The 24026-nt window shown below is 65.6% G+C and carries 19 protein-coding genes; 16 read left to right on the plus strand and 3 right to left on the minus strand.

Annotated features, from left to right (window positions below):
- Positions 1-24: 24 nt before the first annotated feature.
- The 8 genes from tilS (at position 25) to NE591_RS08540 (ending at position 9926) form a co-directional block, all read left to right on the plus strand.
- The gene (gene tilS, locus NE591_RS08505) at positions 25-1149 is read left to right on the plus strand and encodes a tRNA lysidine(34) synthetase TilS (protein ID WP_256156580.1); all 1125 of its coding nucleotides are present in this window, start codon (positions 25-27) and stop codon (positions 1147-1149) included.
- Positions 1142-1888: a nucleoside triphosphate pyrophosphatase gene (locus NE591_RS08510; protein WP_256156581.1), complete on the plus strand. Its 747-nt coding sequence runs from the start codon at positions 1142-1144 to the stop codon at positions 1886-1888. Before tilS ends, NE591_RS08510 begins: the two co-directional genes overlap by 8 nt.
- 227 nt (positions 1889-2115) lie before the next feature.
- Positions 2116-2664: a hypoxanthine phosphoribosyltransferase gene (gene hpt / locus NE591_RS08515; protein WP_256156582.1), complete on the plus strand. Its 549-nt coding sequence runs from the start codon at positions 2116-2118 to the stop codon at positions 2662-2664.
- A gap of 15 nt (positions 2665-2679) precedes the next feature.
- Positions 2680-5028, plus strand: a complete 2349-nt coding sequence (ftsH, locus tag NE591_RS08520; protein ID WP_256156583.1) for an ATP-dependent zinc metalloprotease FtsH — start codon at positions 2680-2682, stop codon at positions 5026-5028.
- Positions 5029-5419: 391 nt separating this feature from the next.
- Positions 5420-6733: a dihydropteroate synthase gene (gene folP / locus NE591_RS08525; RefSeq protein WP_114539600.1), complete on the plus strand. Its 1314-nt coding sequence runs from the start codon at positions 5420-5422 to the stop codon at positions 6731-6733.
- A 2-nt stretch (positions 6734-6735) separates the two neighbouring features.
- Entirely contained in the window at positions 6736-7581 is an 846-nt protein-coding gene (locus NE591_RS08530) for a biotin--[acetyl-CoA-carboxylase] ligase (RefSeq protein ID WP_157012007.1), read from the plus strand.
- 39 nt (positions 7582-7620) lie between these two features.
- A complete protein-coding gene (locus tag NE591_RS08535; protein WP_231699586.1) occupies positions 7621-9159 on the plus strand; it encodes an MATE family efflux transporter in 1539 nt (512 codons plus the stop codon).
- A 122-nt stretch (positions 9160-9281) separates the two neighbouring features.
- Positions 9282-9926, plus strand: coding sequence for a biotin transporter BioY (locus tag NE591_RS08540; RefSeq protein ID WP_173112151.1), 645 nt, complete (start codon positions 9282-9284; stop codon positions 9924-9926).
- A 250-nt stretch (positions 9927-10176) separates the two neighbouring features.
- Here NE591_RS08540 and NE591_RS08545 read toward each other — a convergent pair whose 3' ends face one another.
- The gene (locus NE591_RS08545) at positions 10177-10872 is read right to left on the minus strand and encodes a response regulator transcription factor (RefSeq protein WP_022740466.1); all 696 of its coding nucleotides are present in this window, start codon (positions 10870-10872) and stop codon (positions 10177-10179) included.
- A 136-nt stretch (positions 10873-11008) separates the two neighbouring features.
- Here NE591_RS08545 and NE591_RS08550 point away from each other — a divergent pair, with 136 nt between their 5' ends.
- The 5 genes from NE591_RS08550 (at position 11009) to NE591_RS08570 (ending at position 16881) form a co-directional block, all read left to right on the plus strand.
- Positions 11009-11779, plus strand: a complete 771-nt coding sequence (locus NE591_RS08550; protein WP_173112154.1) for a type III pantothenate kinase — start codon at positions 11009-11011, stop codon at positions 11777-11779.
- Positions 11780-11992: 213 nt separating this feature from the next.
- Positions 11993-13681 (plus strand): formate--tetrahydrofolate ligase, encoded by a 1689-nt coding sequence (locus tag NE591_RS08555; RefSeq protein ID WP_173112157.1) that lies wholly within the window; start codon positions 11993-11995, stop codon positions 13679-13681.
- A gap of 170 nt (positions 13682-13851) precedes the next feature.
- The gene (locus NE591_RS08560) at positions 13852-14466 is read left to right on the plus strand and encodes a cyclodeaminase/cyclohydrolase family protein (protein ID WP_173112160.1); all 615 of its coding nucleotides are present in this window, start codon (positions 13852-13854) and stop codon (positions 14464-14466) included.
- Positions 14466-15329 (plus strand): bifunctional 5,10-methylenetetrahydrofolate dehydrogenase/5,10-methenyltetrahydrofolate cyclohydrolase, encoded by an 864-nt coding sequence (locus NE591_RS08565; RefSeq protein WP_173112162.1) that lies wholly within the window; start codon positions 14466-14468, stop codon positions 15327-15329. The genes NE591_RS08560 and NE591_RS08565 overlap by 1 nt, the downstream gene beginning before the upstream one ends.
- A gap of 112 nt (positions 15330-15441) precedes the next feature.
- Positions 15442-16881 carry a LuxR C-terminal-related transcriptional regulator gene (locus NE591_RS08570; RefSeq protein WP_256156584.1) on the plus strand — a complete coding sequence of 480 codons (1440 nt, stop codon included), beginning with the start codon at positions 15442-15444 and terminating at the stop codon, positions 16879-16881.
- A gap of 39 nt (positions 16882-16920) precedes the next feature.
- On the opposite strand, the gene NE591_RS08575 is transcribed toward NE591_RS08570, so the two are convergent.
- Complete coding sequence (locus NE591_RS08575; RefSeq protein ID WP_114539608.1) at positions 16921-18618, minus strand: FAD-dependent oxidoreductase; 1698 nt, start codon at positions 18616-18618, stop codon at positions 16921-16923.
- 350 nt (positions 18619-18968) lie between these two features.
- On the opposite strand from NE591_RS08575, the gene NE591_RS08580 reads away from it, so the two are divergent.
- From NE591_RS08580 to tsaD, 3 genes are all read left to right on the plus strand, one after another.
- Positions 18969-19787 carry a formate/nitrite transporter family protein gene (locus NE591_RS08580; RefSeq protein WP_114539609.1) on the plus strand — a complete coding sequence of 273 codons (819 nt, stop codon included), beginning with the start codon at positions 18969-18971 and terminating at the stop codon, positions 19785-19787.
- Between the two features lie 103 nt (positions 19788-19890).
- On the plus strand, positions 19891-20403 hold the full coding sequence (tsaE, locus tag NE591_RS08585) for a tRNA (adenosine(37)-N6)-threonylcarbamoyltransferase complex ATPase subunit type 1 TsaE (RefSeq protein ID WP_114539610.1): 513 nt from the start codon (positions 19891-19893) through the stop codon (positions 20401-20403).
- Between the two features lie 105 nt (positions 20404-20508).
- A complete protein-coding gene (tsaD, locus tag NE591_RS08590; RefSeq protein WP_256156585.1) occupies positions 20509-23031 on the plus strand; it encodes a tRNA (adenosine(37)-N6)-threonylcarbamoyltransferase complex transferase subunit TsaD in 2523 nt (840 codons plus the stop codon).
- A gap of 151 nt (positions 23032-23182) precedes the next feature.
- Here the strand turns inward: tsaD and NE591_RS08595 are convergent, their stop codons facing one another.
- On the minus strand, positions 23183-23548 hold the full coding sequence (locus tag NE591_RS08595; RefSeq protein ID WP_022740458.1) for a NifB/NifX family molybdenum-iron cluster-binding protein: 366 nt from the start codon (positions 23546-23548) through the stop codon (positions 23183-23185).
- Between the last annotated feature and the right edge of the window lie 478 nt (positions 23549-24026).

Raw genomic sequence — 24026 nt, forward strand, 5'->3', positions numbered from 1 at the left:
AGTTGCAAGAAGAAGGAAGGGAAAATGACTGACTTGATTGAAGGAACCCTCGAAAAGGCCCGTGCCGCCATCGCAACTCACGACCTGGTGGCGCCCGATGCCGCTGTGCTGCTCATGGTGTCCGGCGGCTCCGATTCCACGGCGCTGGCGTATTTGGGCGCTGCCCTGCGCGAGGCGGGCGATGTGGGACCGGTGGCCATGCTGCACGTGAACCACCAGTTGCGCGGCGAGGACGCCGATGCCGACGAGCGCTTCGTGGCGGCTTTGGCCGAGGCGCTGGACATCCCGCTGTTCATCTGCTCCATCGACATCGCTGCCGAAGCCGAGCGCAGCCGCGAGAACGTGGAAGCCGTGGCCCGGCGCGAGCGCTACCTGGCCGCCAACGAGGCGCTGCGCTCGATGTGCCAGCACGAGGGACGCCCCCTCTCCGAGGCGCGCATCTTCACGGCCCATACCGCCGACGACCGCATCGAGAACTTCTACATGCGCTCCATCGTGGGCACCGGTCCGGGCGGCTTCCGCAGCATGCTCTACCGCAACGGGCCCGTGGTGCGGCCGCTGCTCGACGTCACCCGCGACGAGTTGCGCGACTACCTTTCCGCCCGCGAGTCAGCGGGGGAGACGGTGGTCCGCGACGAGTCCGGCGCGCTCTGGCGCGAGGATGCCACCAACGCCCACACCGACCGCTTCCGCGCCTATGTGCGCCACAAGATCGTGCCGGTGGCCAAGGAATGGAACAGTGCGCTGCCTGAGGTGCTGACCCGCTCGATGAACCTCATCGCCGACGAGGACGACATGCTGCAGAACATGGCCGAGAAGCTGGCCGAGGAGTCCGCGGAATGGGTGGCCGAGGACGACACCTTCGGCATCGACCGCTCCGAGGGCTTCCGCCTTCTGCCCGCTTTTGGAAAAGCGGAGCGCCCGCTGCAGCGTCGCGCGGTGCTGCGTCTTTTGGAAGCGATGCTCGGCCCGGATGCGCGGGTGGAAGCCGCTAGCGTGGAAGCCGTGCTCGCTGGCTTCGCGAACGGCGCGCCCAACAGCGGGTATGTGACCAATATCCAGTATGATCTGGCCGTGAGCGCGAACAAGCGGGGTGTCCTCGTGGAGCCCATGGCCTATTTCCGAGCAAGAAGGAAGAAGCATGACTGAGAGAACTGACGAACTTGCCAACGAAGTTGCCGCGAAGGTGGTCGCCGACGAGCTGAAGCAGGCTGTGGAAGAGGAAGCGGAAGCGGAAGCTGCGACTGCGCCCACCTTCGAGGTGATTCTCGCCTCCAGCAGCCCGCGCCGCCGCGAGCTTCTGGATGCGGCCGGCGTGAAGTTCACCGTGCGCACGCCGGCGACCCCGGTGGACGAGTCGCTGGAGCCCGATTTGGCCGCCGACCCCGAAGAGGCCGCCAAGAAGCTCGCCGAGCGCAAGGCCGGCGCGGTTATCCAGGAGGTGCTGGCCGAGAACTACATCGGCATGCTCATCGTCATCGGCGCCGACACCATGGTGGTTCTCGACGGCAAGATCTTCGGCAAGCCCCGCAGCGCCTCCGACGGCAAGCACATGCTGCGTCAGCTGTCCGGCCGCACCCACGAGGTCATCACGGCCGTGTCCGTCTGGATGGTGGCCGCCCCTAATGCCGAGGACGTGTCGCTAGGCTTCCGCACCTTCGCCGACATAAGCCATGTGACCTTCCGCGACCTGACCGACGAGGAAATCACCGAGTACCTGCGGAAGGGCGAGTCCTTCGACAAGGCCGGCGCCTATGCCATCCAGGGCGAGGGCGCCGCGCTGGTGGACCACTACGACGGCTCCCTCGACACCATCATCGGCCTGCCTGCGACACGCCTCATCAAGGAATTCCCCGACCTCGTGAACGCCGAGGCCGCAGAATGCTAAGCGATCAATGTTGGCTGAGTCTTGCGGTTGCGTGACGCCGGGCTCTGGCATGCCGCCAGTATCGATGCGGCCCTTAGCGGCTCGATGACAATTAGCGCACATAATTTGTGGCGTTGCTGTCTTACGGCTGTTCGGGAAAAGGTCTTTGGTAAACTGGACTGCGATTAAAGAGCGCTGCGGCGTTTGCGCGAGGAGCGCGTGCTGCGGGCAAAGAGAAAGTGGTTCACGTGCATAACGACATCTCAGAGATACTTTTCTCCGAGCAGGACCTGGCGATACGCGTGCGCGAGCTGGGCGAGGCCATCACTCGCGACTATGCCGACGTTGCCGGGGATGCGGGCATTGTGGTCGTGTCCATCCTGCGCGGTGGGGCGGTGTTCACCTGCGACCTCATCCGCGCCATCGATCTACCGCTGGAAGTGGACTTCATGGCCGTGTCCTCCTACGGCAACGGCGCGAAGAGCTCCGGTGTGGTGCGCATCCTGAAGGATCTCAGCACCGACATCCGGGGGCGCCACGTCGTCATCGCCGAGGACATCATCGATTCAGGGCTCACGCTGAAGTACCTCCTGAAGAACCTGCAGTCCCGCGAGCCGGCGTCGCTTACGGTGGCGGCGCTCATGCGCAAGAACACGCCGGCCCAGGCCGACATCCCGTGCCGCTATATCGGCTTCGAGTGCCCCGACGAGTTCATCGTCGGTTACGGCCTCGACTTTGCCGAGCATTACCGCAACCTCCCCTACATCGGCGTTCTGAAGCCCGAGATCTACCAGTAAAGGCAGCAATCAACTATGGCAGACAACAATCCCAAGAAACCAATCCCGCCGGCGTCGACCCAGCGCACCACGATGGTCATGGTCATCATCCTCTTGGCCGTGGCGTTTTTCGTGGGCAGCCAGTTCATGCGTACCGGCGCCATGGGCACCACTGTGACCGATCAACTCATCACCTCCGAGTTCACCCAGGCGGTGGAGCAGGGCCGCGTGAAGTCGGTCACCTACTCCGCCGGCGACTACACGGTGTCGGGCACCTACTTCCCGGCGGCCACCGCCGGCTCCGAGGCCGCCGCCGCCTTCAACGGGGCCTTCGATTCCCTGAACGCCCTCATGGCGACCGAGCACGGCGATGACGGCAAGGCGCTCGGCGGCGTGGCCACCACGACGCTCGATCCGGCCACGCTGGGCAAAGAGCACAACTACACCTCCACCTACGTGGGCTCCGATTCGCTCGGCGAGCTTCTGGCGGCACATCCCGACATCTCCTATCAGGTGACGCTGCCGAGCCCCTTCCTGGAGGTTCTGGCCACGCTTCTGCCCATCCTCATCATCGGCGGCCTTCTGATGTTCTTCTTCTACAAGATGCAGCAGGCCAACAATTCCCAGATGAGCTTCGGGAAGAACAAGGCGAAGAAGACTCTGGAGGAGCGCCCCGATGTGACGTTTGCCGATGTGGCCGGCGTCGATGAGGCCGTGGAGGAGATGCAGGAGATCAAGGACTTTCTGGCCAATCCCGCCAAGTACCAGTCCATGGGCGCGAAGATTCCGCGAGGCTGCCTGCTCGTGGGCCCTCCGGGCACCGGCAAAACCCTGCTCGCGCGCGCTGTGGCCGGCGAGGCGGGCGTGCCGTTCTTCAGCATCTCGGGCTCAGACTTCGTCGAGATGTTCGTGGGCGTGGGCGCGAGCCGCGTGCGCGATTTGTTCAAGGACGCGAAAGAGGCTTCCCCCGCCATCATCTTCATCGACGAGATTGATGCGGTGGGTCGCCAACGCGGCACGGGCCTCGGCGGCGGCCACGACGAGCGCGAGCAGACCTTAAACCAGCTGCTCGTGGAAATGGACGGCTTCGAGTCCAATGATTCGGTGGTGCTCATCGCGGCCACGAACCGCGCCGATGTGCTCGATCCGGCGCTTTTGCGCCCCGGCCGCTTCGATCGCCAAATCGTCGTGGACACCCCCGACGTGAAGGGCCGCCAGCGCATTCTGGAAGTGCATTCCAAGGACAAGCCCATCGGATCGGATGTGGATCTGGCGAAGATCGCGAAGATCACCCCGGGCTTCACCGGCGCCGATCTGGCGAACCTCATGAATGAGTCGGCCCTGCTCACGGCGCGGCGCGGCAAGAAGATCATCACCATGCGCGAGGTGAGCGAGTCGATGGAGCGCGTTATCGCCGGCCCGGAGCGCAAGGGCCGCGTGATGAACGAGAAGACCAAGCACACTATCGCCTACCACGAGAGTGGGCACGCGCTCGTGGGGCATTTGCTCGACCATGCCGATCCGGTGCACAAGATCTCGATCATCTCGCGCGGCCGGGCGCTGGGCTACACCCTCTCCATTCCCGACGAGGACAAGGTTTTAAACTCGCTTTCCGAGATGAAAGACGAGCTGGCGGTGTTCATGGGCGGCCGCGTGGCCGAGGAGATCTTCTGCGACGACATCACCACCGGCGCCTCCAACGACCTTGAGCGCGCGAGCAAGATGGCCCGCGCCATCGTCACCCAGTACGGCATGAGTCCTTTGGGCACCCAGGTGTTCGGCCAGCCCAACCACGAGGTGTTCTTGGGCCGCGACTACGGCAACACCCAAGATTACTCCGAGGAGACGGCCCGTCGCATCGATGAAGAGGTGGCCAAGATCATGAAGGAGGCCCACGATAGGGCCCACGCGATTCTGTCCTCCCACGCCGATCAGATGGATCTCATGGCCAGCGTGCTGCTCGAGCGCGAGACCGTGGAAGGCGAGGCCTGCGAGGCGCTGCTCGACAACAAGTGGGACGAGTACCTGGCGCGCGAGGACGACATCATCGCCGCCAAGGAAGCGGAAGAGGCCGCGGCCCGCGCCAAGGACGCCGAGCTTCTGGCGGCTCAGGGAGAGGGCGACGGCGCGAACGGCACGCCGGGCGCAGCGGGTGGCTCGGGCGCTGTGGTCGATCCCGACGCCGGCGAGACGCTGGCCGACCCGAATTGGAGAGACGAGCCGGTAGAGCCGGGCGACCAGGATCCGAACGCCCCCTTCCGCACTCCCGCCGAGCATGCCGATCGCTCCGATATGCCCACCCAGGCCGAGGTGAACGCGGAAATCGACCGCGAGGACGACATGGATTCCTCCGCCGATGCTCCCGACCCGGACAAGAGGGATTAGCGGCCGGCTTCTCCGGGGGGCTGAGAGCGAGACGCGATTTCCCGATTTCCACCTGAATGGCCCTTAGATTGGCGCGATTTCCCGATTTCCACCTTCCAGCGCCCGCTGCGAGGTGAAAATCAGGAAATCGCGCCTCTTATTTTGGCGTCGCCTTGCTATGGCTGTCTTGCCTTGGCTGCTTTGTCATGGTCGCCTTGCCGCGGCGTTCTTGAAAGCGGCGCGCCGCCTCCGGGCGTTCTTTTTTGTGCGCGCGACCAATCTTGAAGCCCACTCTAAGAGATAATACGGTACACTCATCAGAAACCAGTGTACACGGGCCTTTTGCGCCGTTACACTTATCGGCTAAGAATCAAAGGGAGGAAACGCCGAGAAAGACGAGGCTTCAGCATTCATGATCTGGCATTGCGGACAATACGACTTCGACACCAGCACGCCCCTCATCATGGGTATTTTGAACGTGACCCCCGATTCCTTCTCCGACGGCGGGGCGTACCTCGATCCCGAAGCGGCCGTGGAGCACGGGCTTGACATGGTGCGCGCCGGGGCCGCCATCGTGGATGTAGGCGGCGAGTCCACGCGTCCGGGCGCCACGCCCGTCACGCCTGAAGAGGAGTGGAATCGCATTGGGGATGTCGTCGCGGCCCTCGTGGAGGCCGGCATCTGCGTGTCGGTGGACACGCGTCATGCCGAGGTGGCGACTCGCGCTCTGCATGCCGGCGCTTCCATCGTCAACGACGTGTCTGGCTTCCGCGATCCCGCCATGGTGGAAGCGGTGCGTCGCTGCGGTTGCGGGTGTGTGGTCATGCACATGAAGGGCGAGCCGGCCACCATGCAGAACGACCCCGTCTACGAGGACGTGGTTGCTGAAGTGCGCGACTACCTGCGCGATGCGGCCGCTGCCTTGGAAGCGGCCGGCGTCGATCGCTCCCGCATCTGCGTCGATCCGGGCCCCGGCTTCGGCAAGACTCCCAAGCAGACCATCGAGCTTATGCGCAACCTCCACGAGATCGTGCATCTGGGCTATCCGGTCATGGTGGCGGTCTCGCGCAAGCGCTTCGTGGGCGAGGCCTACCAAGTGGAGGAGCTTCACGACCGCGACGTGGCCTCGGCGGCCGAAGCGCTGCTCGCCTGCGAGCTGGGGGCGAGCGTCGTGCGCACCCACAATGTGGAGATGACGGTCGCCGCGCTGAAGGACTTACGGCCGGCGGTGCTCTTGGGCCTGGGGTCGAACGTGGCGCTCGTGGCCGAGCCCGGCGAGGAGACCGAGGCCAAAATCGCCCAGCTGAACCTCGCCGTGGGCCAGCTGTGCAGCCTGCCCGACACCCAGATCGTGGACATGTCCTCGTTCTACGAGAGCGAGCCGGCCTACTACGAGGATCAGGATGCCTTCGTGAACGCCGTCGTGCTCCTGCGCAGCGGCCTTCCGCCCAAAGAGCTTTTGGGGTATTTGCACAGCATCGAGAACTCCCTCGGCCGCGTGCGCGCCATTGAGAACGGCCCGCGCACGCTCGATATCGATATTCTCGACTACCAGATGTACGTTGCGTCCGACGACGAGCTCACGCTTCCGCACCCGCGCGTGACGGAGCGCGATTTCGTCGTGAAGCCTGTGCTGGAGATTCTGCCCGGCTGGGAGCTGGCGGATGGAACTCCCGTGGGGCGCGTGCCCGAGGCCGAGCGCGTCGGGAAGGCGAGGAGGATCTAGCCATGAAGCTGACGGTGCTTGACGAGGTGACCTCTACCAACGAGGTCGTGAAGAACGCGTTGCGCGAGGGAAAGGCCGAGGGCCTCATCGTGCGCGCTCGGCGCCAGCTGAGCGGTTACGGCCGCCAGGGCCGCGAATGGGACAGTCCCGAGGGCGGCCTGTACATGTCCATCCTGCTGCGCCCCGACGTGGCCGGTAGCGGCTTGGCCACTTTGAGCCTGGTCGTGGGCCTTTCGGTCCAGCGCGCCTTAGGCCAGGTGGCGGCGCCGCAGTTCGAGGACGGCATCCAAGTGAAATGGCCCAACGACGTGATTTATATGCCCGCCGACTGCCAGCGCGCCGACGAGTACCGCAAGCTCTGCGGCATCTCGCTGGAGGCGTGCGGGGGCGGCGTGTGCGTGGGTATCGGCATCAACGTGTTCCGCCCCGAGGTCGACCGTCCCGTGCAGGGTCGCAACGTTCCCGAGTACATGGCGGATATCATGCCGGCCCCTGAATCCGCCCCGGGGCATTTCGTGTCACTGGCCCAGGCCATCGCGGCATTGCCGGAGCGCGAGCAGGCTGCTCGTCGCGAGGAGGTCATCACCGACATCCAGCGCGAGGTCATCGCCCGCATCCTCGTGAACTACGGTCGTTGGCGCGAGCTCGGCTTCATGCCGACGTTGGGCAGCTACGAGGGCTCGTCCTTCCTCACCGGTCGCGCGGTGCGCATCGAGGACGCCGCCGGCACCGCTACTTTGGAAGGCACGGCCACCGGCGTCGACGAGCGCGGCCGCCTTCTCGTCCGCACCGCCGACGACACCGTCCCCGTCGCCTCCGGCGAGGCCCACGTCATGGTGATGCCGTAAGGGCTACAATAGCGCCGAAGAGAAGAAAGGCGCGAAGGCATGAGTGACGAGAAGAAGCTTGACGGGGAATTGAAAGAGGGCGCAGCTGCGCAGGGCGAGCGCGAGCTTGGCGTGGACGCCCAAGCAGCCGGAGATCCGCGCGGGGGGCGGTTGCGCGCCTCGTCGGCGGGTGACGACAAGGTGCTGCGGATGGGGACGGCCTCCATTCCGCGGCTCATTACGGAGTTCGCTATTCCCTCGGTAGTGGGCATGCTCATCAACGGCTCCTACGCCATCATCGACTCGGTGTTTCTGGGGCACGTGGTAGGGGAGATCGGCCTTTCGGCCATGACCGTGGCCAACCCCATCATGATCGTGTTCATGGCCATCGCCATGCTCATCGGCAACGGCGGCAACGCGCTGGCGGCCCTGCGCCTCGGCGAGGGCAAGCGCGACGATGCCGAGCGCGCCCTGGGCAATGTGGTGTCCTTGAGCCTCGTTGCTGCCGTCATTGTGCTCGTCATCGGGTGGAATCCGGCGCTGGTCTCCTGGGTGCTCGATTTGGCGAGCGCCACGCCGGAGGTGCGCCCCTACGCCCAGACGTTCATCCAGATTCTCTGTGCCGGCTTCATCTTGCAGTGCATCGGCCTTGGCGTGAACAACTTCATCCGCACCTGCGGCGCCCCTAACCGGGCGCTCGGCACCATGGTCATCGGTCTGGTGGGCTCGGTGGCCTTCAACGCCCTGTTCGTTCTGGCGCTCGGCTGGGGGGTTATGGGCAGCGCTCTGGCCACGGTGCTCGGCTGGGCCTGTTCGTGTTTGGCGGTGCTGCAGTACTTCTGCCTGCGCAGCGACGTTCCCATGCGGCTGCGCTTGCCCGCCATGCGCCTGAGCTTTTCCATGGATCGCACCATTCTCGCCTTCGGGCTGCCGAGCTTCTGCGTGCAGGCGGGCATGGCCATCGTGAACTTCGTCATCAACTTCCAGCTGGTGAAATACGGGGCCCTGACGCCCATCGGCGCCGACGACGCGCTGGCGGCCATTGGCGTGGTACAGCGCATCGGGCAGTTCTCGGTCATGCCGCTCATCGGCATCGCCATCGCCCTGCAGCCGCTGCTCGGCTTCAACTACGGCGCTCACAACGTCAATCGCGTTCGCAAGACGCTGTGGTACGGCATCGGGGCGGCATCCTCCATCTCCGTGCTCATGTTCATCATCGTCGAGGTGTTCGCGGTGCCCATCGCCCATGCCTTCGGCATCTCCCACGACGGCCTCGTTGATTTCACGGCTTTCGCCATCCGCGTGCAGTTCCTCATGCTGCCCTTCGTGGGCTTCCAGATCGTCAGCTCGAACTACTTCCAGGCCACGGGCCAGCCGGCCAAGTCGGTGTTCCTCACCTTGACGCGACAGATTCTGTTCCTCGTGCCCTTGCTGTACCTGATGCCTGTGGTGCTGCCGCAGCTGTTTCCGCAGTTCACCGGATTGGACGCATTGTACTTCGCGGCACCGGTGGCTGACTTCCTCTCCATCTTCACCACGGCCATCTTCGTGGCCTGGGAAATGGTGCGCCTCCGCAAGCTCGCCGCGATGTACGATTAGTTTTTGAGCACTTGCACAAATTTATTGGCATGGCAGCCCGCTAACCGCTTGAGGCGCTTCGCGAGGGCTGCGGGGCGCGCTCGTCTCCTACCATGAAATTCTTCGAGTGGAAGGAGAGATGCATGGAATCAACGAAGACGCGCAGCGAGGCGACCCAGCGAACGCGGTCGGTGGTCTTTGTCGGCTTGACCATCGCCATCATGGCGGTATCGGCCTGGGTGGTCGTGCCCTTGGGCCCCATTCCCTTCACGCTGCAGATGTTCGCCATCACGTTTGCCATAGTGGTGCTGAGTCCCAAGGAGGCCATTGCGGCCATCACGGGCTACTTGCTGCTGGGTGCGGTGGGGGTGCCCGTGTTCTCGGGCATGCGCGGTGGAATCGGTGTTCTGGCCGGGCCGACGGGCGGCTTTCTGTGGGGATACCTCTTCGGCGTGGCGGCTGCCGCGCTGTTTTTGCACGCAGTGCGCACGAGGCTCGGTATGGCCGGCGGCAAGAATGCGCCGCGGCTCACTCGCGCGGAGAAGACGGCCATGACGCCGCTCCAGCGCGCGGGTGCGTTTCTGCGCAGCTTCGGGGTAGAGATTATCGCCGGCATCATCTTCACGGTCATCGCTTACGTGTGCGGGTGCGCCCAGTACATGGTGGTGGGGCACGTAGATCTGGCCACGGCGTTCCTCACGGCGGTGGCGCCGTTCATGGTCGTTGACCTCTGCAAGATCGTGGCCGCCGTCATCTGCGCCGACGCCGTCCGCGTCGCCGTGCGGTAGGCGTCTCGTCGCTGCTAAATCCTCGAGCAAATGCCAGTTGGGCCCCGAAATGGTCGTCCGGGTGTTGCCATAACGGGGCCGAACTGGCATTTGCTTGCCATTTCACCCCTTAACGGGCATCGCAGCACGCCATAACGGGGCCGAACTGGCATTTACCCTTAGAAAACGGTCGGTAGAAACCCGTCGCTAAAAGGGAAGGCTCCCGCTCGGGAGCCTTCCCTTCATGGGAGCAGATTTCTCGCGAGTTGGCTTACGCCTTGAAGCGGTAGCCGTAGCCGCGTACCGTTTCCACGAGGGCCGGATCGTAGCCGGCGGCGTGAATCTTGTCACGCAGACGCTTGATGTGGGTGTCCACCGTCTTGGTCTCGGTGAGGTACTCCCAGCCCCAGGCGTCGCGAAGCAGATCCTCGCGGGAGACCACCTTGCCGGCGTTCTTCATGAGCGAGGCCAGAAGCTCGAACTCGCGGGGCGTCAGGTCGATCTCGCCGTGGTCGCCGGCGGCAGTGTGGGCGTCCTCATCCAGCGTGATGCCCGAAGCGGTGATGGAATTGCTCGCGCCGGGGAACTCGCCGCCCTGGCCGCGGCGCAGAAGCGCGCGGACGCGGGCGATCAACTCGCGCACGCCGAAGGGCTTGGCGAGATAGTCGTCGCCGCCGATTTCCAAGCCGACGACTTTGTCCAGCTCGGTGTCGCGGGCGGAAAGGAACAGCACGGGGGCCGTGGTCTTCGAACGCAGCCGACGGCACAGCTCGTAGCCGTCCATGCCCGGCAGCATGATATCCAAGATAAACAGATCATAGTTGTTGGCGCTTGCCAACGCGAAGGCGTCCTCGCCGTTGTCGACGACGTCGGTCTCGTAGCCCTCCTTTTTCAACGCGTAGCTGACGAATTCGGTGATGGAAGGCTCGTCGTCAACGACAAGGATGCGGCTCGGTGTCTCTATCATGGTCTTGCCTTTCTCTCGTCATATCGACGAATGCCCGTCGGGGGCATATCGTTGAGACATTGCTATAATCTCTCATGTGCTAACTATACGCAAATAAGCCCGCAGGGCCGGAAAACTGAGGAAGATTGTCATAATTATGTTACTTGCTATTGACATCGGTAACACCCATACCGTAATCGGGGTCTACGCGGGGGATTCTCTGCGCGCGATGTGGCGAATCGCCACCAATCGGAAGGCGGCGGCCGACGAGCTGCGCATCGTCTTCTCCACGTTGTTTTCCCTCGAGGGCCTCGATCTTTCCCAGGTGCGCGCCTCGGCGGTCGCCTCGGTGGTGCCCCAGCTGACCAAGGCCTGGATGCAGGCGATCAAGGATGCCACCGGCGCGCTCTCGCTGGTGTGCAACGCCGAGACGGCCGCCGGGCTCTTCGACGCCGATTACCCCAACCCCCGCGAGATCGGTGCCGACCGGGTGGCCGACGCGGTGGCGGCCCGGGCGCTTTACGGGGCGCCGGTGGTGGTGGTCGATTTCGGCACCGCCACCAACATCGAGGTCGTCGATCGCGACGGCCGCTTCCGCGGTGGCGTTATCGCGCCGGGCGTGCAGACTTCGGCCAACGCGCTGTTCACTCACGGCGCTCAGCTGCCGGACATCGCGCTGGTGGCACCGCCGGCGGTCATCGGCACCAATACGGTGGAGGCCATCCAGTCGGGCATCATGCTGGGGGAGGCCGATCGCGTGGACGGCCTGGTGCGCCGCATCTTCGACCAGCTGGGCTATTCGGCGAAGGTCATCGCCACGGGCGGTTTGGCGCCGGTCGTCGAGCGCTACTCGAGCACCATCGACGAGGTGAACACCGAGCTGACGCTGGAAGGCCTGCGCCTTATCGCCGATCGCGCCTACCGCTAGGGGCTGTTGGGCGCGGATGCCTTCGGGAATCCCCGCAATGAGGGGAAGTTGCGCCCTTTGGGGATAGAGGGGCGACGGGGCGCGGCCGCATCGCTAGAATGGGAGCGTCAGCGTTTGGTCGGCAGGACGATTCCTTCCGCCGGCGCTGCGCCATCTATCGATGAGGCTGCCAGGTACGCCTGCGCGCCGCGACATGAGAAAGAAGGGCCCGACGTGTTGACCGACATTGAAATTGCCCAGGCGACCGAACCGAAACCTATTGGCGAGATCGCTGCCATTGCCGGCGTCGACGAAAAGTACCTTGAGCTGTACGGAAACTACAAGGCGAAGGTCGATTACAACCTGCTGCGCGAGGATGAGCACGCCCCGGGCAAGCTCATCCTGGTGACCGCAATCAATCCCACGCCGGCCGGAGAGGGCAAGACCACCACGACGGTGGGCCTGGCCGATGCGCTTTCGCTGCGCGGCAAGAACGTGGTCGTGGCGCTGCGCGAGCCGTCGCTCGGCCCGGTGTTCGGTATCAAGGGCGGTGCGGCCGGTGGCGGCTACGCCCAGGTTATTCCCATGGAAGACATCAACCTGCATTTCACCGGCGACTTCCACGCCATCGGCGCAGCCAACAACCTTCTCGCGGCGCTTCTCGACGCGCACATCCAGAACGGCAACGAGCTCGGCATCGATGTGCGCAAGATCACCTGGAAACGCGTGGTCGACATGAACGACCGCCAGCTGCGCCACATCGTGGACGGCCTCGGCGGCAAAGCCCACGGCGTGCCCCGCGAGGACGGCTTCGACATCACCGTGGCCTCGGAGGTCATGGCCATCTTCTGTCTGGCCACCTCCATCACCGACCTGAAGGAGCGCCTGGGCCGCATCGTGGTGGGCTACACCTACGACGACAAACCGGTCACGGCCCACGATCTGAAGGCCGAAGGCGCCATGGCCGCGCTGCTGAAGGACGCCCTGAAGCCGAACCTCGTGCAGACGCTGGAGGGTACCCCGGCCTTCGTCCACGGCGGTCCCTTCGCCAACATCGCCCACGGCTGCAACTCCATCATGGCCACGCGCATGGCCATGGCGCTCGGCGACTACTGCGTCACCGAGGCTGGTTTTGGCGCCGATCTGGGCGCGGAGAAGTTCCTCGACATCAAGTGCCGCCTCGCCGGCCTTAAGCCCGATGCGGTGGTGGTCGTCGCCACGGTGCGCGCGCTGAAGAACCACGGCGGCGTGGCCAAGGCCGATCTCAACGAGGAGAACCTGGAGGCGCTGGAGGCGGGCCTGCCGAATTTGCTGCAGCACGTGGAGAACATCACCAACGTGTACAACCTGCCCTGCGTGGTGGCCATCAACGCCTTCCCGACCGACACGAAGGCCGAGCTCGACCTCGTGGAGGCGAAGTGCCGCGAGCTGGGCGTGAACGTGGCTTTGTCCGAGGTGTGGGCGCGCGGTGGCGAGGGCGGCCTGGCCCTGGCCGATGAGGTGGTGGCCTTGTGTGAGAACGGGGATGAGGCCGGTCGCTCTGCGGAGACCTTCACGTTCTCCTACGAGGACGACCTCTCTATCGCTGAGAAGATCGAGGCCATCGCCAAGCGCGTCTACCATGCCGACGGCGTGGTGTTCGAGCCCGCGGCGCAGAAGGAGATCGCGCAGCTGGAGGCCCTGGGCTTCGGAGAGATGCCCGTGTGCATGGCCAAGACCCAGTACTCGTTCTCGGACGACGCCACCAAGCTGGGCGCTCCCCGCGATTTCCAGATCACGGTGCGCCAGGTGAAGGTGTCCGCTGGCGCCGGCTTCATCGTGGCGCTCACCGGCTCCATCATGACCATGCCTGGCTTGGGGAAGGCCCCCGCCGCCCATAAGATCGATGTGATGGAAGACGGCACGATCACGGGGTTGTTCTAGCATTTACGTAGTTGTCCGGGCTCGGACTCGGAGCGGAAGTGCCGTGCTCAAACAACATTGAAGTGCACCGTCGGAGTTCTGCTCCGGACGTGCTTCGTGCACTTCAATGAACTGCGCGCGGCACCACCGCACCGAGTCCGAGCCCTGCTTTTTCGGAAAGAAGGGTTTGCGTGGTCGATACCGAGTTTGTGGAGGCGCTGGCTTCAAAGGCCCCGACTCCCGGTGGAGGCGGGGCCTCGGCCTATGCGGGGGCGCTTGCGTCGGCGCTGGCTTCCATGGTGGGCAACCTCACCGTGGGCAAGAAGAAGTACGCCGATGTCGAGGAGCGGATGCGGGCCGAGCTCGTCGAGCTGGACGACACGCGGGCGCACCTGCTGTCGCTCATCGACGAGGACGCTCGCGCCTTCGAACCCCTCGCTGCCGCTTACGGGATGCCCAAGGACACCGATGCTGAGCGCGCGGCCCAGAGCGCGGCGCTGCAGCAGGCGCTTGTGGGCGCTTGCGAGGTGCCGCTTGAGATCATGGCCTGCTGCCTGCAGGTCATCGAGTCCTGCGTGTTCGTGGCCCGGCACGGCTCGGTGCTGGCTCTCTCGGATGCCGGGGCGGCCGCCGTGCTCGCCAAAGCAGCGCTTATGGCGGCGAGCCTGAACGTGGTCATCAACATCGGCTCCATGGATGATGTCGAGCGGGCCGACGGCTACCGCAATCAGATGGAGGACCTTCTCGCCGCAGGGGGCGCCATGGCCGATGAGGTGTACGCCGATGTCGTGAAGAGGCTTAGCTGATGGCGAGGATTCTGTACGGCAAGGAAGTATCCTCGGCCCTATGGGAGCGCCTGCTGCCTCGCATCGACCGCTTGCGGGCGCACGGCGTGGCGCCGACGCTCGCCATTGTGCGCGTGGGGGAGCGGCCCGACGATTTGTCCTACGAGCGCACCTGCGCCCGCCAAGCCGATCTCCATGGCATTGCCGTGCGCCGCTTCGTGCTGCCAACGGAGGCGACGCAGGCTGAGCTGGAAGCGGTCATCGATGCCGTGAACGCCGATCCGCGCATCCACGGCTGCCTTATGTTCCGTCCGCTTCCGCCGCAGATGGACGAGCGCGCCGTGTGCGATCGCCTGTCCCCGGCCAAAGATATCGACGGCATCGGGTCGGCGTCTCTCGCCGGCGTGTTCGCCGACACGGGCGAGGGCTTCCCGCCCGCTACGGCCCAGGCGTGTCTGGAAACGCTCGATTTCTACGACATTCCCGTTGCGGGCAAGCGCGTGGTGGTGCTCGGGCGCAGCCTCGTGATCGGCCGACCGGTGGCTATGATGCTGCTCGCGCGCCACGCCACGGTGACGCTGGCCCATTCCCGCACGGCGGACGTGGCCGCCCATACCCGCGAGGCCGACATCGTCGTGTGCGCCACGGGGCGTGCGCGGGCGTATGGGGCCGAGTACTTCTCGCCGGGCCAGACGGTTCTCGACGTCGGCATCAACTTCGACGAAGCAGGGAACCTGTGCGGCGACGTCGACTTCAACGCCGTCGCTTCCGTGCTCGGCGAGGACGGTGCCATCACACCGGTGCCCCGGGGCCTCGGCGGGGTGACCACGAGCGTCACCATGGCCCACGTCGTGCGCGCCGCCGAGGTCGCGCTGCGACGCTAGCCGCTCATCGATTCCGCGGCCGCCCCCGCGGGCTCGTCCGGCAACGGGTATAATGGAGGCGGCCCATCGCGGCCGTTTCCGCCAATAGCGTCGTTTCCAAGGAGGGGGAGGGTTGGAGAAGCACCGCATCGCATTGCTCGCGCTGGCCTACGCCTGCTTTTGGTCGCTGTTCGTGCTGTTCCCCTACCCGGCGAACGTGCTGCCCGAGTCCCATGCCTCCTACGTTGCAGGCCCCGTCTTCGCCAGCAACCTCATCACGCTCGTCACCATGGCCCTTATGGGTGGGGTGCTCGTGGTGTTTCGCGACAGCCTGGCCGAACGGGTGGCCGGCAGCACGGCGGCCATCGTCGGGTCCGGCGCCTTGCTGCTCGCCTGCGCGGCCGCGCTCGTTGCCAGCGCCGATGCCGGAGCGGTCCCGCGTTGGATGATGGCTGCCTACCCCGCCATCATGGCGCTTTACGGCGTAGTGATTGCCCTGGCCCTCGCGGCGGCATCGCGGCGCTTGACCCCTCGGGACAACGCCGTCGTGCTCGCCCTTTCCCTGCTCCTGTCGTTCCTAATCGGCGAGGCCATCGTGGCGCTTACGGATCCCCTGCCCACCGGCGACATCTCAAACCCTCTCATGTTCGCCCTGAGCAGTATCTTCCTGGTGATTCTCGGCCACATTGGCTGCGATGCCCCCAAAGCACCGCTTCCGTCCCGCCTCGCGCCGTCCCTTTCGGGGCGCGCCGCCGTGCCCGCGACGGCCATTCTGCTTTGCTACCTACTGGGAAGCGGGGCGTTCATGAGCCTCTCGTCGGTGGCTCGGGGCGAGACCTGGTTTTCCGATGGATGGATTCACTGTGCCTTCGCCCTCGTGCTCTATCCGGCCTTCTGCCTCTTCACCCTCGCCGCATGGCGGCAGCGGCGCGCGGCCTTTCCGTGGCTCGGCTTCTTCATCCTCTGCATCGCCTGTCTCTACTGCACCGCCCTGCTCTACTCGCCGTTGGCTGTGCTGTGCCGGGCCTTGATCCTGTCAAGTCGCCCCATGGCCATCACGCTGCTGTGGGTGGCGGTTCAAGAGGGCATGGGAGCGCGGGACCTCCCTTGGTGGCTGGCTGCGGTCGCTGCGCCCATGCTCATCGTGGCCGTCGACTGCGCCATCCATACCGTCGGGCTTATCGGGCTCTCTCCCGGACAGATGGACTCGGTGGTCAACGCCGTCATGCTCGTCACGGCCTTCGCCATGACGCTGGGGATGCTCTGGTTCGTGCGCCTGCGCCCTGACGGTGCCGAGCCCGCAAGCTCCGAATGCGCTGCAGGCGCCGCCGATGTATCGGAGATTCTCGCCGCCATGGCCGATGCCCATGGGCTGAGCGAGCGGGAGGGGGAGGTGCTCGGGCTGCTCTATCGCGGCAACACCCAGAAAAAGATCGCCGAGCGCCTGTTCCTTTCGGTGAGCAGCGTGCAGACCTACGCGAAGAGCCTCTATCGGAAGCTCGGCGTGCACTCGCGCCAGGAGCTGATCGACATGGTTAACGAGGCCGCGAATGGAAACGACCGGGCCCGCTGAGGGGCCCGGTCGCAAAGGGAGGGACGAGGGGTTCTTGGCTTACCAGACGGTAATAGCCGTGGCGCAGAGGGGGCTGTCCCAGGCGTAGCCGCCGTCTTCACCGACGAAGGAGTCGGCGAGGTCCTCGAAGCTCGCCGGGTGGGCGGGCGTCATGTCGCCGGTCAGCGCGTGGATGACCGTGTAGCGCCCGGCGGTGAAGATGTGCGAGTTCGAGAAACCGCCCGGCATGCTCCAGTTGATGCCGCCGCAGGGGTTGCCCGCCTGGATGCCGGCGGCGTACAGGCCCGGGATGGGGGCGCCCTCGGTGTCGATCACCCGGTAGCGGTTGTCCACCATGACGCCGGCGTTGATGCCCGACATGCCCACATCGCCCTTGATGCAGAAGAAGGGGGGAGTGTCGATGGCCGCCATATCGGATCCGGCGACGCCGAAGTCGTCGTCGCAGCCCTTGGCGCACAGCTCGTTGTAGCGCTCGATGCTGGCGACGCCGTCGGCCACGGGAATGCCCGCCGCCTCGCAGAGCTCCTCCAGGGTGTTGCCCGATACCACCGTTTCCGGATCCATCCAGGCGCTTCCCTCGCCCACGAGGGCCACCGGCGGCACGCCGGGAATGCCCTCCACGGCGCCCTCGGTCTTAGAGTCGAAAATGCGGAAGTGGATGCCGCGGTCCTCGGGCTTGTAAGTGGCGGACATGGAGATGTTCAGGCTGCTCATGGGGATGGTCTCGTTGCAGAAGCGCTTGCCGTGGACATCGAGGGCCAGGAAGGGGTAGAACATAAAGGGGCCGATGTAGTTGGTGTGGATCTGCCGCGCATGGCCGAGGGGCGCCATGCGGCCGCCCGCCAGAATACCGAGGATGTGGCCGTCGCCGGTGTGGTTCACCAGGCACAGGGGGAACATGGCGGCGTCGCGCAAATTGCGGTCCACCATGGACTCGTTGTTCATGTAGTCGCCGGCGGCCAGCACGACGCCCTTGGTGGCGTTGAGCTTGACGTAGCTGCCGTCCTTTTGCTTGCCGATGGCGCCCGTTACGGTGCCGTCCTCCTCCTGGACCAGCTGCACGCAGGGGGTCTCGTAGTAGAACGTGGCGCCGCCCTCGGCCGCCTTCTGGGCCAGGGCCACCATAAGATCCTGGTTCGAGGCCTGGGTGGCATCGCACACGGCGACGACGCCGCCATCGTCGTAGCGGATGGAGCTGTCGGTGAGGAACTCGATGGGCTCGATGCCGACCGAGCGTCCCTGGCTGATAACCCAGGGCACGGCCTCCTCGGCATATTCCACATAGTAGTTGAACAGCTCGTTGTTGATGCGCCAGTCGTTGAGGCGGGCCCAGTCGCTGCGCCACCGCACGATGCCGGCGGGGTTCGAGTGGGCCTTTACGACGAAGGAGCAGCCGTTGCCGTTGGCCGAGACCGTGGCCTCCTTCTGGAGGCAGGCCACCTTCGCGCCCTCCTCCACGGCGGTGAGCACGGCGGGCACGCCGGCACAGCCCGCGCCTACTACGACGATGTCGTAGGTTTCCTCGGCGGCAAATTCCGTAATGGGCTCGCGTTCCACGATGCTGAACTCGAAGTCGCTCTCCTTGAGGTCGGCCGGCAGCTCGCCGGCCGCCGTGCTGGCGAGCGCGTCGTTGGCTGCCGGAGTCGACGGGGCGCAGCCGGCGGCGCCCAGAAGTGCGGCGCCCGCCGCCAGGCCGGCCCCGCCCTTGAGGAACGTCCGTCGATCCATGTTCTCCATGTTTCCCTCCTTGGGGTCGTTGCACGTGGGCGCTTCTCCGCGCCCGGGGCGGCTTGTGCCGCCTCGGTGCCCATACTGCCCCTCTTGCCGCTTTCGCGCTTCCCATGGAAAGGGGGGTAATGTGTCGCGCCCTTTCCCATAAAATGGTGATATGACTGTATGAGCGGCACCTTTTGGGCCGCCATCCCCGCTGTGGCCGCCGGCGGCCGTCCGCCGGTCGCTTCCGTCCGCCTTCGGCGGCCCGCGACGCCGCTGCCCGATTGGGGCGGGCCCGCGGGGGTCGGGCGCGGCTTCTCGTGGAATGATGGGAGGCGTACCGATGCGCGACGATTGACCGAAGAGGAGCAACCATGGCCATCTTCAGCCCCACCGAGATCACCGACAACTACATGAGGGCCTCCGTGGGCAAGGCCGCCTCGCCGGCATGGCGGCTGTTCCTGCTGGCGGTGGCCGCCGGCGTGCTCATCGGGCTCGGCGCGGTCACCTCGTCCACGGCCGCCCACGGCCTGGAGAACGCCGGGCTCGTGCGGCTCATGTCGGGGCTCATCTTCCCCGTCGGCCTCATGATGGTCATCCTCATGGGCACCGAGCTGTTCACGGGCAACGCCCTTATGGTGACCGCCGCCATCGACGGCCAGATCACCTGGGGGCGGCTCTTCCGCAACTGGGGCATCGTGTTTCTCGGCAACCTCGTGGGGGCCGTGGCCTTGGCCGCCTGCATGGCGTTCTTCGGCCAGCTGAACATCGGCGGGGGAGACTTGGCGGTGTACACGGCCAAGGTGGCTGCCGCGAAGAACGCGCTGCCGTGGATGAACGCCTTCGTGCTGGGCATCTTCTGCAACCTCATGGTGTGCATCGCCGTGTACCAGGCCAACACCGCCCAGGACACCGCCGGCAAGGTGCTCGCCATCTTCTTCCCCATCATGGGCTTCGTGCTGGCCGGCTTCGAGCACTGCGTCGCTGACATGTACTACGTGCCCGCGGGCATCTTCGCCTACCTGAATCCGGCCTACACGGGGCTCATCGATGCGGCGGGCATCAACACCGCCCTGCTCACCTTCGGCGACTTCATCTTCGCGAACCTCATTCCCGTGACCTTGGGCAACATCGTTGGCGGCGTGGCCGTGGGGCTGGTCATGTACGCCTGCCATGGCACGAAGAGGGCGTAGAAGAATCTGCCGAATTCTTCAGGAATGTGGGTAATTCGGTCAGGTTTTGCGGCTTCCCTGCGGGTGCTCTTGCGAAGCGCGGCCGACGGCCTATGATGGGAGCATGGCGAACGGACTGACATATCAGCGCACCACTACGACCCCCGAGGCTACCAAGCAGCTGGCGGCGACGCTCGCGCCCTATCTGCATGCGGGCGACACCATCGTTCTGACCGGCGATTTGGGGGCGGGGAAGACCCAGTTCGTGCAAGGAGTGGCCGCAGCCCTCGGCGTGCGGGCGGCGGTGACAAGCCCCACCTTCAACATCCTTTTGGAGTACCACGACGGGCGCCTGCCGCTGTACCACTACGACCTGTACCGGCTGGATGCGCGCTGGCAGCTGGAGGACATCGACTACTACAGCGCCATCGACGGCGACGGAGACGGAGCGGCCTTCGTGGAATGGGCCGAGAAGTTCCCCGAGGACATGCCCTACGACTATCTGGAGATCGCCATCACAGCCGACGGCGACGGCGCACGGCGCATCGTCGCGCACTCCTTCGGCTCCCGCTCGCGCCAGCTTCTGTGCGTCTGGGCCAACGATTCCAAATCGCGCTTGGGAAAGTGCCAGCTGTAGAGAGACCTCGGGCAGTTCGCTATCTTGGGTTCGCTATCTTGCGGCGCGCGGGCAGTGGGGTACAATAGGCCGCACTGATTTGTCGTTTTCGGGAAGGTTCTCCCTTTGAATACACAGCGTTCTTTCGTACTTGCCTTCGACACGGCCAACGAGGTCATTGCCATTGGGCTGGGAAAGCTTGATGCCGCCACGCAGTCGATCGAGTGCGTGGCGAGCGTGGAAGTGGAGGCGCGGCGGGCGTCGAACACCCAGCTACTGCCGCGTATCGATGAGCTGTGCGCCCAGGCCGGCGTGGGCCGCGGCGAGATCGCCTGCGTGGCCGTGGGGCGCGGACCGGGATCGTTCACCGGGGTGCGCATCGCCCTGGCCTGTGCCAAGGGCATCGCGTCCGCGTTAGAGGTGGGCCTTGTGGGCGTCTCGTCGCTGGACGCGGTGGCCTGGGGCGCGTGGAAGGCGAGCGAGCGCGGGTCATTGCTCGTCGTGGCCGACGCCATGCGCCGCGAGGTGTATCCCGTGGAATACCGCCTGAGCGACGCGGGGGCGGAGCGCGTGACCGCCGACCGCGTGATCAAGGCGGATGCCTTCGCCGAAGAGCTCGGCGCGACAAGTGCCTCCGATCGCCTGATCGCGGGCGATGCCCTGCGCAAGTACGTGGAGCTTTTCGAAGGCGCGGGCATCCTTCTGCCCGAGGCGCTGTGGACGCCGACGGGCGCGGGCCTCTTGATGGCGCTTCGGGCCTCATGGCGCGCGGGGGAGTGCGATCCCTTCGACGCCGAGCGCCACGATCCGGCCTTCGCCCTGCCCGTGTACACGCGCCTGTCGGACGCCGAGGAGAATGAGCGGCAGCGCCTGGCCCGGGCCGACGGCGCCCTGGCGGGCAAGCGGGGCTCGAAGCACGTGACCATGAACGACACGGCCATCGCCAACGCCCGGGCCAACGGCGAGGGCATCGCCTACAAGCCGCTCGATGCGTGTCATGTGGCCGATGTGGCGGCCCTGGAGGCGGCCGTGATGGGAACCGATGCGTGGAACGAGACGCTCGTGGCCGACGAGCTGGGCCGCGCCGACCGGGTATGGTGGGCCGCCTACGCCGCGGACCCGAAGATGCCGCTTTCCGCCGAGGCGCCGCTGGTGGGCTATGCCGGCGGCTGGGTGGTCGATGGCGATCTGCAGATTCTGAAGGTGGGGGTGGATCCCGCGTGGCGCCGTCACGGCATCGCTCGGGTGCTGCTCGCCCGCGTGGCCGACGACGCCCGCAACCTGGGGGCGCGCACGAGCTCGCTGGAAGTACGTGCCGCAAACGCCGGGGCCCAAGCGCTGTATGCGGCCCTCGGCTACGAGGTGCTGGGCCGCCGCCCGCGCTACTACTCCGACGGCGAGGACGCCCTCATCATGCAGGGCCCTCTGCCCACCATCACCCTGGCAGCGGTTCCGAACGGCGAGAGCGTCGCGGACGAATCCCGCAGGGGCGCCGCTTGCGCCGCCCTCGGCCGCGAGGATGGAGCGGCTAACGCGCAGCCCGGCCATGCTTCGTATCCAGGGGCGACCGAGGTCGCCCCCTACGGGGAGAGCGATGTGATCGCGACAAATCATCCTCTCATTCTGGCCATCGAGTCTTCCTGCGACGAGACGGCCGCCGCCGTCATCGACGGCGGGGGAGTTTTGCGCTCGGACGTGGTGGCGACCCAGGTGGATTTCCACGCCCGCTTCGGCGGCGTCGTCCCCGAAATTGCCAGCCGCAAGCACATCGAGGCCATCTGCGGCGTGTGCGACGAGGCGCTCGACGTCGCTGCGGCGAGCCTGGGGCGATCGAGCCTCCGCTGGCGCGACCTCGATGCCGTGGCCGTCACCTACGCGCCGGGACTCGTGGGCGCACTCGTGGTGGGCGTGGCCTTCGCCAAGGGCGCGGCCTGGGGCGCCGACATTCCTTTTATCGTGGTGAATCATTTGGAAGGGCACCTGTACGCCAACAAGATCGGGCTGGAGGATTTCGCGCCGCCGGCGGTGGTCTCGCTCGTGTCCGGGGGCAACACTCTGCTCGTGCATATGGCCGACTGGGGCGACTATCGCGTGCTCGGCGCGACGATCGACGATGCGGTGGGCGAGGCCTTCGACAAGGTGGCCAAGGCGCTGGGCCTGGGCTACCCCGGCGGCCCGGTCGTCTCGAAGTTCGCCGCCGAGGGCGACCCGGATGCCATTCCGTTCCCCCGGGCCATGCTGCATTCGGGTGATTTGCGCTTCTCGCTCTCGGGCCTGAAGACCGCCGTGGTCACCTACATCAACAACGAGCGCGCCGCCGGGCGCGAGCTCAATGTGCCCGACATCTGCGCGAGCTTCACGGCGGCCGTTGTGGACGTGCAGGTGGCCAAAGCCCGCGCGGCCCTGCGCGAGACGGGGGCGCCCACCTTCTGCCTCGGCGGCGGCGTGGCGGCCAATCCGACCTTGCGCGCCGCCTACGAGCAGATGTGCGCCGAGGAGGGCGTGCGCCTCGTGATGCCGCCGCTCGCCTCCTGCGGCGACAACGCCGGCATGATCGCCGAAGTGGCGCTCGACCGCTATCGGGCCGGGGCGTTCTCGCCGCTTAGCACCGACGCTTTGGCCCATGGCGACTTGGAGGTGCCGTACTAGCGGCTCCGGGCGTCAGGGTTCGGGCGTTTCCGATTGCCCTTAGCGGCCCGGAGCGTTGAGCCCAAAACAAAAGCCCGAAGAGTCGGCGGCTCTTCGGGCTGGGCGAGCGATGGGGCAGGTGCCCCGTGGCCTTTGCGGGCCGAGGCCTTCTCTAGTGGCGGCAGGCGTTGGCGGGATCCATGAGCGCGACCTTGCCCTCCGCGAACAGGCGGGCCACGTTACCGACGTTGGGCTCGGTGGTGTCGGAGTAAACCTTGATGCCGGCGTTGGTGAAGCGAGTGAACGGCGGCATGCCCATGCCCACGGTGAGAATGCCGTCGACGCCGATGCCGGAGACGAAGTCGATCACGCCGCCGCAACCCACGGCATCGTGATCGGCGTTCTTCACCGACTCGACGCCCACGATGTTCATGTCGTCATCGAACTCGACGACGGTCATGTACGCGGCGTGGCCGAAGTGCCCGCTGCGGATGCTCTCGAGGCCGGCGTCGGTTTCGCTGGGGATGGCGATCTTCATGCGAATGCTCCTTTGCTGTTGCGACTTGCCCTTTGCTCGGGCAAGTCATACGTGTCTTTCAGGGCGAATTATAGCTTGAACTGCGTCAAACATGCGTTGAAAATCGGCGACGACCTCCGAAGTGGCGTCCGGTGCACCAGCGTTCGAGGCGCCGTTGCTTCTAGCTCGCTCGCGCTGTATCCGTTGAAAGCTGAATAGCGGGGCGGATGCGACGCAGACGCGGAGACGAGCTGCCGGACTGCAATCTTAATACCGTCTTAATGCGGGCGCATGAACCTTAACGGCGTCTTTAGCCCTTGCTGATTATGCTGACATTCATCGGGTGGTGCTCTTGCGCGCGAAGCGCGTTGCCTCCCGGATGTTGGCAAGCGGTCCTGCGGGATCTTGAGAGACAAGGGCAAGATCATGTTCGTGGTGACACCTATCGTGGGCGTGTTGGCGCTCGTCGCGATGGCGTATTTGGCAGTTTTGCTGCTGC

Origin of the sequence: Adlercreutzia sp. DFI.6.23 (assembly GCF_024462535.1) — a bacterium.
GTDB lineage: Bacteria > Actinomycetota > Coriobacteriia > Coriobacteriales > Eggerthellaceae > Adlercreutzia > Adlercreutzia rubneri.